This is a genomic window from Pseudomonas sp. JH-2, assembly GCF_036231725.1.
In the GTDB taxonomy this organism is placed as follows: Bacteria; Pseudomonadota; Gammaproteobacteria; order Pseudomonadales; family Pseudomonadaceae; genus Pseudomonas; species Pseudomonas delhiensis.
In genome coordinates, this window is record NZ_JAZAQP010000042.1 from 1 (window position 1) to 13,586 (window position 13,586).

The window sequence follows — 13,586 nt, forward strand, 5'->3', positions numbered from 1 at the left end:
CCCTGGGCATCTTCCCCGGCCACCTGGAATACCTTCTTCGCCAAATCCACGGCGACTGTCGTGCAAGCCGACACATCCACTGCAGACATGGGCTTCTTCGTCGTCGTATGCTTTTTCATGGCCTCACCCTCACTGTCGGTGGCTTCTTAGAATGCCACCGTGGCGCTTCGACGCCTCGGTGAGGGTGAGTCCATCCAATTACAGGGAAATGCCGTACCTCCCGGCAGACTGTAGGAGCGGGCCCTGCCCGCGAATCGCGCGCAGGGCGCGCTCCTACATGGGAATGGCGTGGGCGGGGCAGCGTAGGAGCAGATCTCATCCGCGAACCGCGCCGGTGGTTCCGGCTATCGCGGCCTTAGAACGCCGGCGGCCGGCGGGTGATCAGCCCCTGGCGGGCGACGCGGGTCAGCTCGTGGACCAGCGGCTGCAGTTCCTCGGCGCGCGGCGACTGGACCACGGCGAAGTCGAAATGATCGCGGGGGAAACGGGCGATTTCAGCGAGGTCGCCGGCGAACTGGATGAGGAAGGTGCGCGAGCCCTGCCAGCGCTTCGGCCAGCCTTCCAGGTAGCGGACCAGGGTGGGCTGGTGGTGGCCGCACAGGAGGATGCGCGGGTTGCGCCGCAGCAGGCCGGTGGTGATGGGGGCCAGGCGCACCTGGGGATTGGGACAGGTCATGGTGTCATGTCTCCGCCTCTGGGGTCCTGCTGGACGCGGCGAGAGGCACACCGAACCAGCGCTTTAGCGGTATTTCGATGCCCCAGGGGCATCAGCGCCCCGCAAGTTGCTACTTAAATCGGCGCTGTGCGGCATCCTAGAGAAGCCCCGGCGATACTGTCAAGGCGACTTCCGGCCAACGAGAGAGCCCCGATGAGCACCCCACCCCTGCGCCTGTTCTTCGCCCTGCCCTGCCCGGAAGAAATCCGTACGCCCCTGGCCGCCTGGCGCGACGGCCTGGCCATCGACGGCCAGCCGGTGACGGCGGCCAACCTGCATCTCACCCTGGCCTTCCTCGGCGCGGTGCCGCGAGCCCGCAAGGCCGAGCTGCTGGCCCTGGGCGCGAGCCTGCCGCGTACGCCCTTCGAACTGCTCCTGGACCGCCTGGAACGCTGGCGCAACGGCATCCTGCACCTGGCGCCGACGAACATTCCGCCTGCGCTGCCCAGCCTGGTCCAGGCCCTGCAGGACGCCCTGCAGGTCGGCGGCTTCGAGACCGAACGCCGGCCCTTCCGCCCGCACCTGACCCTCGCCCGCCACTGCCGCCGGACGCCCGAGGCCACGGCGCGGTTCGCCTGGCCGGCCCGCGAGCTGGTGCTGTACAGCTCGGAGAACAGCCCCCACGGCGTGCACTACCGGGCCATCGGGCGCTGGCCGCTGGACGGCGAGCCGCTCAGGAACGATTGAGCGCGGCCCAGCCTTCGGCGAAATCGAGGAAGCGGCGCAGGCCCGCGGTGGGGTACTTGTCCACGTGCAGGGCGCGGAAGAAGGTGCGCCGCAGCGGCCCCAGGGGGTTGTCCAGGGCCACCAGCTCGCCACGCGCCAGCTCGTCCGCGACCACCCGCCGCGACAGGCAGCTGATGCCCGCGCCGCTGGCCACCAGGTGCTTGATCGCCTCGGCATTGCTCACCTCCAGCGGCGCCGCCAGGCTGCCCAGGCGCGGCAGCACCTGCTGCTCGAAGGTCACCCGGGTGCCGGAGCCGGCCTCGCGGAGGATCCAGCGTGTCGCCGCCAGTTGCCCGGGGCTCACCTGCGCCAGGTGCGCCAGGGGGTGGTCGGGCGCGGCGACCAGCAACAGCTCGTCCTCGACCCAGGGCAGCAACTGCACCTGGGGATGCTGGATGGGCGCCTCGATGTAGGCCACGTCCAGGCGGAACTCGCAGAGCGCGGCGAGAATCTCGCGGCTGTTGGCCACCTGCAGCTGCAGGCGGCTGTCCGGCAGCTCGGCGAGGAATCCCGCCATCACCTGCGGCAGCAGGTAGCCGCCGATGCTGCGGCTGGCGCCCAGGGCCAGTTGCACCGGCGCATGCTGGAACAGCGTCTCCAGTTCGGCGCCCTGGGCCAGCAGCGCGCAGGCCCGGGGGTACAGGGCGCGGCCGTTGTCGTTGAGCGCCAGGCGCTTGCCGCTGCGGTCGAACAGGCGCGTCTGCAGGGTGCGCTCCAGCTCCTGCAGGGCCTGGCTGGCCGCCGACTGCGAGAGGGCGATGGCGGCGGCCGCCTGGGTGACGTTGCCGTGTTCGGCGATGGCGGTGAAGGTGGCGAGCTGGCGCAGGGTGATTCGCGGGCCCATATCGATAAAACCGTTTGATCCAATAAGAACAATCCGTTTTTACACTAAGCGCCCGCCGCGCACCATGGCAGCACCTTACACAAGGAGCCCGCCATGCCTACCCTGCTGCGCCGCACGCCCTACCTGGTCCCCGGCGCCCTGCTCTGCCTGCTGATCGCCGGCGCCACCAACCTGCTGGTGCGCATCCCCGCGATCCAGCACCTTGGCCTCGGCAGCCTGACCCTGGCCATCCTCCTCGGCCTGCTGCTGGGCAACCTCGGCCTGGCGCGCTTCGGCGGCCTGCGTCCCGGCGTCGAGCTGTCGCGCCAGCAACTGCTGCGCCTGGGCGTGGTGCTCTACGGCCTGCGCCTGACCTTCCAGGACATCGCCGCGCTCGGCCCGGCGGCCCTGGTGATCGACGTGCTGATGGTCGCCAGCACCCTGCTGGTGGCCGCCTGGGTCGGCGTGCGCTGGCTCAGGCTGCCGCGCGAGAGTGCCCTGCTGATCGGCGCCGGCAGCGCCATCTGCGGCGCCGCCGCGGTCATGGCGAGCAGCCCGGTGCTGCGCGCCCGCGCCGAGCACACCGCCGTGGCGGTGGCCACCGTGGTGCTGTTCGGCACCCTGGCCATGCTCCTGCACCCGCTGCTGTTCGCCCACCTGCCGCACCTGTTCGGCAGCGCCAAGGCCTTCGGCATCTTCAGCGGCTCGACCATCCACGAGGTGGCCCAGGTGGTCGCCGCCGGCCGCGCCATGGACCCGGCCGCCGCCGACGCCGCGCTGATCAGCAAGATGCTCCGCGTGCTGCTGCTGGCCCCGGCCCTGCTCTGCCTGGGGCGCTTCGCCGCCAGCGACGAGGCCGGCGAAGGCAGGCGCCGCCTGCACGTCCCCGGCTTCGCCGTGGCCTTCCTGCTGGTCACCGGCCTGCGTTCGCTGGGCCTGGTGCCGCACGCCTGGCTGGCGCCGCTGCAGCAGCTGGACGACGTCATGCTGGGCATGGCCATGGCCGCCCTCGGCCTGGCCACCCGCCTCGGCGACCTGCGCCGCGAAGGCCCCAAACCGCTGCTGCTGGGCGCCGGGCTGTTCGTCTTCCTGCTGGTCGGCGGCGGCCTGATCAACAGCGGCGTGCAGCACCTGCTGGGCTGAAGCGCAAAGCAAAGGAAAAAGGCGGATGCCGGTGGGCATCCGCCTTTTTCATGGCTGCCGGATCGCTCAGCTGGAGAGCTTGCGGTCCAGGGAGAAGGGGCCGGCGCCGCTGATGAGCAGCGCCACGCTGATCATGATCAGGGTGAAGGCGTACTCGAAGCCATTGTTGGTGATGAAGAAGCCATTGGCGATGTGCACGCTGAACACGGCCACCAGCATGGCGACGATCAGCGGGATGCTGGCCAGGCGCACCAGCAGGCCGAGCACCAGGAACAGGCCGCCGAAGAACTCCGCGCTGCCCGCCAGGGTGGCCATCAGGTAGCCGGGGGTCACGCCGAGGGATTCCAGCCACTGGGCCATGCCCGACAGGCCCGGACCGCCGAACAGGCCGAAGAGCTTCTGCGAACCGTGGGCCATGAAGGTCAGGCCGGTGGTGATGCGCAGCACGGCCAGGCCGGCGCCGGCGTTGGTGGACAGGACGGATTTGACGAGAGCGTTCATGGGGCATCCTTGTGCAGAGGGAGTGGGTAGGGGCAACCGTCGTTGCTTGAGGCGCAATATAAATCATCAATTCGATATAAAAAGCACAAAAATGCGCTTAAACATATCGAGCCAATCGATCAAATCACTTCTGGACGGAAGCTACCCGCTGCCGGGACTCCAACCCATCGCGCTCCCGCTGATAGGCAAGATAGTACTTGTTGACGCTGCTGACGTAGTTCACCACGCCCATGCCCACTTCCTCGGCCGCCACGCGCTCCACCTGGAAGAACCAGCGGTCCGGGTTCAGGCCCTGGCGGCGCGCCTGGGCGCGCAGGCCCTGGACGCGCTCGGCGCCGACGTTGTAGGCGGCGAGGATGAAGCCCAGGCGCTCGTGCTCGTCCATGCGCGGGCTGTTGAAATAGTCGCGGCGCAGCATGGCCAGGTACTTGCTGGCGGCCTGCACGTTGTTCTCCTTGCCCTCCACCGACTTGAGCCCAACGCTGCGCGCGGCCGCCGGGGTGACCTGCATCAGCCCGGTGGCGCCGGACGCGCCGCGGGCGCCCGGGGTGAGGTTGGATTCCTTGTAGGCCACCGCGGCCAGGGCCAGCCAGTCGAGGCGGTACTGCTCGGCGAAGCGCTGCAGGGTCGGGCGCACCGCCTCCAGCTTCTTGCGGTCGCCCTTCCCCAGCGGGTTGCGCACCTGGTAGGCATGGCGGTAGAGGCGCTGGAAATTGCCGTCCTGCTCCGCCGGGGCGCGGTAGTCCTTGAGGAAGCGGTCGACGCTGGCGTGCAGCATGGAGGCGTCGCGGCGCACGTACCAGGTCATGTTCTGGCGGTTGTCCAGCACCAGGTGGCGGTCGATGCGGAGCTTCTTGAACACCTTGGCCCAGCGCTCGGCGATCGGCTGCTCCACCACGGTGCAGGGGTAGATGCCGGCCTGGACCATCTCCAGCACGTCTTCCACCGCCAGGGACGGGTCCACCCAGTCGATGCCGATGGGCGCCAGGCGGCGTTGCGCGAGGCGTTCGTTGACCTGCCCGATGGCCTCGCCGGCGGCGCTGCCGGGAGCCAGGGCGATGCGCTTGCCGGCCAGTTGCTCCAGGCGCGCGTAGCGCCTGTTGCCCTGGCGCGAGACCAGCACCAGCGGCACTTCCTGGCGCCACGGCAGGCTGGCGGCGACGTCCTGGCCGTCACGGGCGACCAGCACCTCGCCGGGCGCGACCAGGTCGCCCTCGCCACGCAGCAGCGCAGCCAGCAACTGGTCCTTGGCCTTGGGAATGAACTTCAGGGTAAGCGGCTTGCGCCCGGGGGCGTTGTCGTTGAGGTATTGCTCGAAGGCGCGCAGGCGATTGTACTCGACGCCGATGGGCTCGCCCTTGATCTCGCCGGAGCTGTTGCGGCTCTGGTTGACCAGCACGCGCAGCACGCCGCTGCTGCGGATGGTGGCCAGGTCGCGGGTACCGGCGCTCTCGTGCTGCCAGTTGTCCGGCTGGCTGGTCAGGCGCGCGGCGGCCGGCTGCGGCAGCCATGCCAGCAGGCAGAGAGTGAGCAGCAACAGTCGCGTCATCCAGGTCTCCAAGGAGTGGTCATTCGCCAGCGGTCCTGAGAAACCGGCGTCCTCCACAAGTTCCCGGCCTCGAAAAAGGGGCGCGAGCGTCTCACAGGTGGAGATCGATGCCAATCCAAAATTCCCGAAGCACTTTCACAAGTGCATTCAACAGGCTGTTTTTTAAGACTTTCTTAAGAAAACAGGGGATTCTGCTATGCTGCCCGCCCGAATCCAGGGAAGAACCATGCAACTGATCGACATTGGCGTCAACCTCACTCACCCGACTTTCGCCAACCGGTTGCCGGCGGTCATCGAGCAAGCCATCGACGCCGGCGTGACGCAGATGGTGCTGACCGGCACCAGCCTCGACGAAAGCGAAGCCGCCCTGCGCCTGTGCCGCGAACGCGACGAAAGCGGCCAGCGGCTGTTCTGCACCGCCGGCGTCCACCCCCACGACGCCAGCCACTGGAACAGCGCCAGCGCCGCCGTCCTGCGCGGCCTGCTGGCGGAGGACAGGGTACGCGCGGTGGGCGAATGCGGCCTTGACTTCAATCGGGATTTCTCGCCGCGGCCGCAACAGGAAAAGGCCTTCGAGGAACAGTTGGCCCTGGCCGTAGAGTTGCAGCGCCCGGTGTTCATCCACGAGCGCGACGCCGGCGAGCGCCTGCTGGCCATCCTCAAGGGATTCCGCGACCCGTTGCCGGCCGCCGTGGTGCATTGTTTCACCGGCGAGCGGCGCACGCTCTACAACTATCTCGATCTCGACCTGCACATCGGCATCACCGGCTGGATCTGCGACGAGCGCCGCGGCACCCACCTGCAGGAGCTGGTGCGGGAAATCCCCCGCGGCCGCCTGATGCTGGAGAGCGACGCGCCCTACCTGCTGCCGCGCAGCCTGCGGCCGAAGCCCAGGCACGGGCAGAACGAGCCGGCCTTCCTTCCCGAGGTGCTGCGCGTCACCGCCCTGCATCGCGGCGAGACGGAAGACGACCTGGCCGCCCATACCACGGCCTGCGCCCGGCGTTTCTTCGGCCTGCCGGAAATTGTCGAACAAGGCTGACGAATACCCCTCAAGAATGTCCGGGAAGCGACGCTAACCTGGGAGGCGAAGCTGTCTTGACCCCCATCAAGGCAGACTTCTTCTCTTCAACGAGAATGAAGGCCAAAAGCCATCACTCCCACTACAAGAAGCATCCCATGGGCGCCTGGATCCGCGATATCTCACTGAAGTACAAGTTCTGGGCCGTGAACGCGGTCGCCTTCTTCACCACCTTGCTGCTCGTGCTGTTCGCCATGCACCAGGAAGTGGACGCGCACAACCAGGCCGCCCGACAGGGCGCCGAGGCCCAGGCCCGGCTGCTGCAGGGCTGGCCGGCCGGCACGGCGCTACCCGCGGCCGACAACCTGCTGAGCTTCGCCAGCGGCAGCGCCCCGCAGTTGCCCGGCGTCGATACCCAGGCCCTGGCCCGCGGCAACGGCTGGGTCGAGCTGAACGGCGTTTCCGGCCGCCTCGGCCTGCTGGCCGGCGCCTGGGTGCAGGACGCAGGCGACGGCCAGCGCATCGCGGTGCTGGCCCCCGGGGCCGACCTCTGGAAGGTGTTCAGCGAGCGCGCCCTGGCCTACGCCGGCGCGGTACTGGCGCTGATGCTGGCCCTGCTGGCCGCCTCGCAGTTGCTGATCCGCTTCATCCTCACCCACCTGCTGAAGCTGCGCGACGTGATGCTCCACGTCGAGCGCAGCGGCGACCTCTCGGCCCGCGTGCAGTTGGACAGCCACGACGAGGTGGGCCAGATGGCCACCGCCTTCAACGCCATGCAGGCCGGCTACCAGCGCGTGGTCGGTACCGTGGCGCAAGCCGCCGGGCGCCTCGACGAAGGCGCGCGCAGCCTCGCCCAGAGCATGGGCCAGGTGCGCCAGGGCATGCTCGGCCAGCAGAGCGAGACCGACCAGGCCGCCACCGCGATCAACGAAATGTCCACCACCGTGCACCACATCGCCCAGCACGCCGCCGACACCCGCGACCAGTCGCAGGAAGCCGACCGCCTGGCCGGCGCCGGCCAGCAGGTGGTCGGCCGCGTCGGCCAGTCCATCGCCGGGCTGTCCCAGGGCGTGCAGCAAACCGCGCAGATGATCCAGCAACTGGCCGAGGACAGCCAGAAGATCAGCAGCGTGGTCAGCGTCATCCACGGCATCGCCGAGCAGACCAACCTGCTCGCCCTCAACGCCGCCATCGAGGCCGCCCGTGCCGGCGAGATGGGCCGTGGCTTCGCCGTGGTGGCCGACGAGGTGCGCAACCTGGCCAAGCGCGTGCAGGACTCCACCGACGAGATCACCCAGATGATCAACGCGCTGCAGTCCGGCACCCGCGACGCCGTGGAGTTCATGCAGGAAAGCTCGATCAAGGCCGACGGCTGCGTCGAGCAGGCCCAGGAGGCCGGCGAGGCGCTGGCGGCCATCGCCGGGGCGGTGGCGCTGATGCGCGAGAGCAACACGCAGATCGCCGTGGCCGCCGAGCAGCAGAGCCAGGTGGCCGAGGAAATGACGCGCTCGGTGGTAGGCATCCGCGACGTCACCGAGCTGACCGTGCAGCAGACGGTGGATTCGGCCGGCACCAGCCACGAGCTGGCCGATCTGGCTGGCGAGCTGAGCCGGGCAATCCGCCAACTGCGCCTGTGAAGCACCCATCCCCACGCGGCCCGGCATTGCCCGGGCCGCGTCGTTTCAGGCTATCGAAACCATAGGCGATAGTCATTCGCCGCCCACCCGCTGCGGACCTAGACTGCGTGCAAAGGCCCGTGAAAACGGGCAAGACCGGAAAAGGAGTCCGCATATGGGCAAGCGTCATCCCAACCTGTTCGCCTGGCAATGGCAGGGCTACGCCGCCAACCACCGCAACCCGACCAACCTGGCCCTGCACCTGGTCGCGGTACCGCTGTTCATCGTTGCCGCCCTGGTGCTGCTGGGCGGGTTGTTCAAGCTGAGCCTGGGCAGCATCCTGCTGGGCATCATCGGCATGGCCGCGGCGCTGGCCATCCAGGGCCGCGGGCACAAGCTGGAGGAACAGGCCCCCGAGCCCTTCAGCGACCGCAAGGACGCCGTGGGCCGCCTACTCGCCGAGCAGTTCATCACCTTCCCGCGCTTCGTCCTCAGCGGCGCCTGGTGGCGCGCCTGGCGCAACCGCCGGCGCTGAGCCCTAGCCGAAGATGGTCGCGGTCTGCCGCGAGATCGCCAGCAGCTGGCCGTCCGCCGTCCAGCACTGGGCGGCGATGTGCCCGTAGCCGTCACGGGCGTGCTCGATGGTCGCCAGGTACTGGCACCAGCCATTGGCCGGCAGGGCCGGCTGCGGCTGGACGAACTCGATGGTCCAGGTCAGCGAGCTGGACGGCGCCGGCGCCTTGAGCATCGGCAGGGTGGCCGGCGGCCAGGCGTCGATCAGCGCCAGCAGGTGGCTGACCTCCATGGGCTCCTCGCCCACCCCGTCACCGCGGAAACGCATCCAGCCGCCCATATCCCGTGAAGCGCTCGACGAAAAGGGCATGCCGCCCACGGCCCAGCGCATGGCGATATGCCGGGTGAACTCGGGCATCAGCTTGCGGATGAAAGGCAGTTCCTGGCACTCCTCCACCGCCTTGAAAGCCGGCGCAGGCAGGCCCTCGACCTGTACCACCGACTCGCGCGGCAGGCCGAAGCTGGCCTGGGCCAGGGTCAGCACCTGGCCGTTCTGCAGCGCCCGGCAGAACACCTGGCTGACCGCCTTGCCCTCGCGCAGCACCTCGGCCTCGAAACTCACCGGCACCTCCGGCTCCACCGGGCCGACGAAGGTCACCGCCAGCGAGCGCAATGGCCGCCCGGCTTCGGCGACGGCCGCCATCGCCTCGTAGGCCATGGCCGCCACCAGGCCGCCGAAACTGGCGCGCCCCTGGCCCCACTGCGCCGGGATCACCACGTTTCCGGGCGCATTGCGCACCGCCTGGATGAGTTCGGGAAAGGTCATCGTCGCCTCCTGCTGACTGGTTCAGGCGGCATCTTAGGGGGAAAGGCGGCGGGGGTGGCAACCATCCTTAGGGATGAACGCGGGTCCACTCAGGGGGCGAATGTTTGTTCATAGATGGGAGTGAGGCATAACCGTTCGCGGTTATCCACCGATGCACCCACGCCACGAGCCGCGCCAAGGCTGAACCCGGCGCGGCCGGATGCCATGGTCAAACGGCGGATAACGCCGTAGGCGTTATCCGCCCTACGCCAAGGTCAGGCCTGGCGTAGGGCGCATAACCGTTCGCGGTTATACGCCGTCGGCCGTGCCACCGGGGCGTCCGGCGCGATTGCCCGCCGTTGAAATCGGCGCTCAACCCAATGCCTTGAGCAACCGCTCCAGGCTCTCGTCGGCATCCCGTTCGGCCAGGTCGTGCAGGGCGTTCCAGTGCGGCTGCAGGGGCATCAGGTCGAGCTCGCGCTCGCTGCGGATCAGCCACTGCTCGTAGTCGTGCCAGGTGCCCAGGGTGGACTGGGCTTCCTTCAACGGCACCAGCAGCTTCTGCGGCAAGGGCGAATCCTTCGGGTAGGCCTCCAGGGAATAGCGCATGCGCTTGATCAGCAGGCGCAGGCGATGGCGGTCGTGGGCCGGGTCCTTCAGGGCGATGCGCAGCTTGTGCCACTGCTTGGCCAGGCGCTTGCGCACCTGGGCATGCAGGCCTTCGAGCACGCCGTGGCGTTCGGCGGTGCGCCAGAGCATCGGCCAGCCGTCGAGCAGGCGCATCAGCCGGTCCCACTGCGGGCTGGCCAGCAGCGCCACGTAGCCCGAGGTCAGTGCCGGCCGGCGCAGCGCGGCAGCCTTCTCCAGGCCTTCGGCCTCCAGCACCGGCAGCAGCACTTCGAGGTCGCGCAGCGGCCCGCTCAGGCGGCCCAGCTCGCCCAGCGCCGCCTCGATCTCGTCGATGCCGGGCATGCCCTGGGCCGGGTGCAGCAGGCTGCGCAGGCGCCGCACGGCGATGCGCAGGTCGTGCAGGGCCTCGCTGTCGGAGCGCGCGCGCAGGCGTTCGGAGGCGGCGAACAGGGCCACTTCCTGCTCGATCACGTGGGAAACCAGATAGTCGCTGAAGGATGACACGGCGAACTCCGTCCGTCTGGGCCTGGAACTTATGAGGTTAGCTGGCAGCGCAACGGCGGCAAGCTGCCACCCGTGGCCGATGGTCGCAAGGCGTTTCAGCGGCCACGCCGGGGCAGCCGCCAGGGCAGTTGCCGGCGCAGCCGCGCCAGGTTCGCGCGCAACTCCTGCGGGGCGGAGCCGGCGCCGGCGTAGCGTTGGCGCTCGAACGCCGCCAGGTAGGCCTGGATGCCCGCGGCCTGGGCCGGCAGCGCGGCCATCGCCCGCTCGGCGAAGGCTCGCGGCCCTTCGCCGGCGTGGCGCCGCAGGCCCTGGCCGGCCAGCAGTTGCTCGAAGCGTTCGAAGCTGCGCAGCTGCGCATCCCGCGTCCGCCGCCAGGGCTTGAACAGCAGCAGCGCCAGCAGGCCCAGCGACAGGGCGCCACCGCCCACCAGCAGCACGCCGACCCACAGGCTGTCGCGGTCGCCGAACCAGGCCTGGAACAGCCCCGCCTGCTGCTCGCCCTGGTAGCCCAGCACCCAGCGCTGCCAGTCGTAGTTGAGGTTGTCCCAGCTCAGGCGCAGTTGGCTGAGCATGCCCAGGCCACCGTAGCGCAGGCGCGCGAAGGGCGAATCGGCGAGGAAGCTGCCCTCCTCCGCCAGCGCCGCCTGCAGGCCGCGCTCGATGCGCGAGGGGGCCACCTGGAAGGTCGGGTCGACGCTGCGCCAGCCCGCGCCCGGCGACCAGTACTCGACCCAGGCGTGGGCGTCGAACTGGTGCACCAGCAGGTAGTCGCCGGCCGGGTTCAGCTCGCCGCCCTGGTAGCCGGTGACCACCCGCGCCGGGATGCCGGCCGCGCGCAGGACGAAGGTCATGGCCCCGGCGTAGTGCTCGCAGAAGCCGCGCCGGGTGTCGAACAGGAAGCCGTCGATGCGCTCGTCGCCGGTGGCCGGCGGGCGCAGGGTGTAGGCGTAGGGCTGGTCGTGGAAGTGGCGCAACACCGCCTGCACCAGCGCCTCGGGTTGCGGGTGATGCTCGCGCAGCTGCGCCGCCCAGGCCCGCGCGCGCGGGTTGCCGCGGGCCGGCAGCTGCAGGTCGCGGCGCAGCGTCGTGGCGCTGCTGTCCGGCTCGCGCAGGGCCTGGGGCCAGGAGGTGGCGCGGTACATCAGCACGTCCTGCACCGGGCGCCGCCGCTCCAGGCGGAAGTCGCTCATCAGGCGCGCATCGTCCGGGCCGCCCTCGGCCACGTCGAGGGTGAACAGCCAGGGCCGCGCGCTGGGCTGCATGATCACCTGGTAGCCCAGCGCCGGCCCCCGCTTGCGCCAGTCCGGCGCCGGTCCGCCACGGCCCTGCCAGGACTGCGTCCAGCGCTGGCCGTCGAAGTTCTCCAGGGTCAGGGCGCGCCAGTAGAGCTGTTCCTGGGGTGGCGCGGCGCCGTCGAACTTGACACGGAAGGCCAGCTCGGCGGACTGGCTCAGCTCGACGAAGTCGCCGGGCATCATCGAGTCGCTGAGGCCGGTGGTGGCCTGGCCGCCGGGCAACGGCAGCGACCACAGCGGGCCCAGCCGCGGGAACAGCAGGAACAGCAGCAGCATCAAAGGCAGCGCCTGCAGCAGCAGGCCGCCGGCCAGGCGCAGGGTGCGCCAGGGGCCCTCGGCGAAGCTGCTCTGCTGCAGGCCGATCAGCGCCGCCAGCAGGGCGGTGACCGGCAGCAGGCTGAAGGCCGCGGCCAGCAGGCTGGCGTCGAACAGGTAGCTGGTGGCCACGGCGAAGAAGCCGAGCAGGATCAGCACCAGGGCGTCGCGGCGCGTCTTCAGCTCCACCAGCTTGATGACGAAGGCGGCGATCAGCAGCACCACGCCGGCGTCCAGGCCGATCAGCGAGCCGCGCGACAGCCACACGCCGATGCCGGCGGCGATCACCAGGGCCAGCTTGGCCAGGCCGTTGGGGTAGCGCGCGCGCATGCGGTAGACCTGCACGCGCCAGGCCGCGCAGCCGAGCCAGAAGCCCACCACCCAGAACGGCAGGTGCTCCAGGTGCGGCAGTATCACCAGGGCCTGGGCCACCAGCAGCCAGGTCAGGGCGATCCGCGGGATCGGCTGCTGGCTCACGGCCGCGCCCCGAACAGCGCCAGTTCGCGCAGGCAGGCGGCGCGGTGGGCGTCGCCGCTCGCCAGCGGCAACTGCACGCCGGGCAGGCGCAGGCCGAAGCTCTGGCCACGCAGGGACAGTTGCAGCACCCAGTGGCAGAGGCAGGACAGCCGCGTCTCGACGTCGCCGCCGAGCAGCGCGAAGTCCAGCCAGAGGTCGCGCCCGCTGAGCGCGGCGAAGTCCTTCACCAGCAGGCCCTGGCCGCGGGAGTAGGCCTTCCAGTGCAGGCGCCGGCGCGAGTCGCCGCTCTGGTAGGGGCGCAGGCCCTGGAAGTCGTCGGCGCCGCTGCCGCTGGCGCGCAGGCCCTCGTCGTGCTCGTCGGCGCGGCCGCCCTCCAGGGGCAGGTCGGCGGGCAGCGGGCGCGGGTAGACCAGGGCGGCCTGGTCCAGGTCGAGCCAGCTCCAGGCCACCAGCAGGCCCAGGGGGAAGCGGCTCTCCACCCGCAGGCGGCCCGGGCGCAGCCAGCCGCGGCGCTGCGCCGGCAGCGTCAGCAGCAGTTCCTCGGCGCCGCTGGCGCGCACGTCGGCGTGCAGCAGTTCCTGCTCCGACCAGCCCAGGCCGATGGCCCGCCGTTCACGGCCCTCGCCTTCCAGGCGCACGCGGAAGCAGACCTGCTCGCCGACGAACACCGGCAGCGCGCCCAGCGCGGTCAGGCGCAGGCCGCCGAGGTTACGGTAGGTATGCAGGATGGCGACGATGAACAGCGACAGCAGCAGGAAGGTCAGGCCGTAGGCCAGGCTGTTCTGGTAGTTGATGGCGGTGAGCAGCAGCAGGACCACGGCGACGCCGAAGGCCACGCCCTGCCCCGAGGGGATGATGAAGATGCGCCGCTGGTTCAGCTGCAGCGACGGCGAGGGCGGGATGCGCCGGGCGATCCAGCTCTGCCACAGCGGGCGGACCTTCACCAGCATGGC

General features: G+C 70.0%; 13 protein-coding genes. 5 read left to right on the top strand and 8 right to left on the bottom strand.

The window, feature by feature from the left end:
• Window positions 1-355: 355 nt before the first annotated feature.
• Entirely contained in the window at window positions 356-676 is a 321-nt protein-coding gene (locus VV867_RS23550; protein ID WP_109933154.1) for a hypothetical protein, read from the bottom strand.
• Window positions 677-868: 192 nt separating this feature from the next.
• Here VV867_RS23550 and thpR point away from each other — a divergent pair, with 192 nt between their 5' ends.
• Entirely contained in the window at window positions 869-1,402 is a 534-nt protein-coding gene (thpR, locus tag VV867_RS23555) for an RNA 2',3'-cyclic phosphodiesterase (RefSeq protein ID WP_328567692.1), read from the top strand.
• Here thpR and VV867_RS23560 read toward each other — a convergent pair.
• Window positions 1,389-2,285: a LysR family transcriptional regulator gene (locus VV867_RS23560; protein ID WP_109933156.1), complete on the bottom strand. Its 897-nt coding sequence runs from the start codon at window positions 2,283-2,285 to the stop codon at window positions 1,389-1,391. The two genes, thpR and VV867_RS23560, sit on opposite strands and share 14 nt — an antisense overlap.
• A 93-nt stretch (window positions 2,286-2,378) precedes the next feature.
• Here VV867_RS23560 and VV867_RS23565 point away from each other — a divergent pair, with 93 nt between their 5' ends.
• Window positions 2,379-3,407 (top strand): YeiH family protein, encoded by a 1,029-nt coding sequence (locus VV867_RS23565; protein ID WP_328567693.1) that lies wholly within the window; start codon window positions 2,379-2,381, stop codon window positions 3,405-3,407.
• Window positions 3,408-3,473: 66 nt separating this feature from the next.
• On the opposite strand, the gene VV867_RS23570 is transcribed toward VV867_RS23565, so the two are convergent.
• Together VV867_RS23570 and VV867_RS23575 are read right to left on the bottom strand one after the other, a co-directional pair.
• A complete protein-coding gene (locus VV867_RS23570; protein ID WP_089391711.1) occupies window positions 3,474-3,908 on the bottom strand; it encodes a DoxX family protein in 435 nt (144 codons plus the stop codon).
• 124 nt (window positions 3,909-4,032) lie between these two features.
• Window positions 4,033-5,457: a transglycosylase SLT domain-containing protein gene (locus tag VV867_RS23575; RefSeq protein WP_328567694.1), complete on the bottom strand. Its 1,425-nt coding sequence runs from the start codon at window positions 5,455-5,457 to the stop codon at window positions 4,033-4,035.
• Window positions 5,458-5,683: 226 nt separating this feature from the next.
• Between VV867_RS23575 and VV867_RS23580 the strand changes: the two genes are divergently transcribed.
• The 3 genes from VV867_RS23580 (at window position 5,684) to VV867_RS23590 (ending at window position 8,629) form a co-directional block, all read left to right on the top strand.
• Window positions 5,684-6,499 carry a TatD family hydrolase gene (locus VV867_RS23580; protein WP_109933159.1) on the top strand — a complete coding sequence of 272 codons (816 nt, stop codon included), beginning with the start codon at window positions 5,684-5,686 and terminating at the stop codon, window positions 6,497-6,499.
• Between the two features lie 137 nt (window positions 6,500-6,636).
• Window positions 6,637-8,115 (top strand): methyl-accepting chemotaxis protein, encoded by a 1,479-nt coding sequence (locus tag VV867_RS23585; protein WP_109933160.1) that lies wholly within the window; start codon window positions 6,637-6,639, stop codon window positions 8,113-8,115.
• 154 nt (window positions 8,116-8,269) lie between these two features.
• Window positions 8,270-8,629 carry an Mpo1-like protein gene (locus VV867_RS23590; RefSeq protein WP_328567695.1) on the top strand — a complete coding sequence of 120 codons (360 nt, stop codon included), beginning with the start codon at window positions 8,270-8,272 and terminating at the stop codon, window positions 8,627-8,629.
• Window positions 8,630-8,632: 3 nt separating this feature from the next.
• Here VV867_RS23590 and VV867_RS23595 read toward each other — a convergent pair whose 3' ends face one another.
• From VV867_RS23595 to VV867_RS23610, 4 genes are all read right to left on the bottom strand, one after another.
• Window positions 8,633-9,433 (bottom strand): acyl-CoA thioesterase, encoded by an 801-nt coding sequence (locus VV867_RS23595; protein WP_328567696.1) that lies wholly within the window; start codon window positions 9,431-9,433, stop codon window positions 8,633-8,635.
• A 351-nt stretch (window positions 9,434-9,784) separates the two neighbouring features.
• The gene (locus VV867_RS23600; protein WP_109933163.1) at window positions 9,785-10,546 is read right to left on the bottom strand and encodes a CHAD domain-containing protein; all 762 of its coding nucleotides are present in this window, start codon (window positions 10,544-10,546) and stop codon (window positions 9,785-9,787) included.
• Window positions 10,547-10,641: 95 nt separating this feature from the next.
• Window positions 10,642-12,633, bottom strand: coding sequence for a transglutaminase TgpA family protein (locus VV867_RS23605; protein ID WP_328567697.1), 1,992 nt, complete (start codon window positions 12,631-12,633; stop codon window positions 10,642-10,644).
• The gene (locus VV867_RS23610; RefSeq protein WP_109933165.1) at window positions 12,630-13,583 is read right to left on the bottom strand and encodes a DUF58 domain-containing protein; all 954 of its coding nucleotides are present in this window, start codon (window positions 13,581-13,583) and stop codon (window positions 12,630-12,632) included. The genes VV867_RS23605 and VV867_RS23610 overlap by 4 nt, the downstream gene beginning before the upstream one ends.
• Window positions 13,584-13,586: the final 3 nt, after the last annotated feature.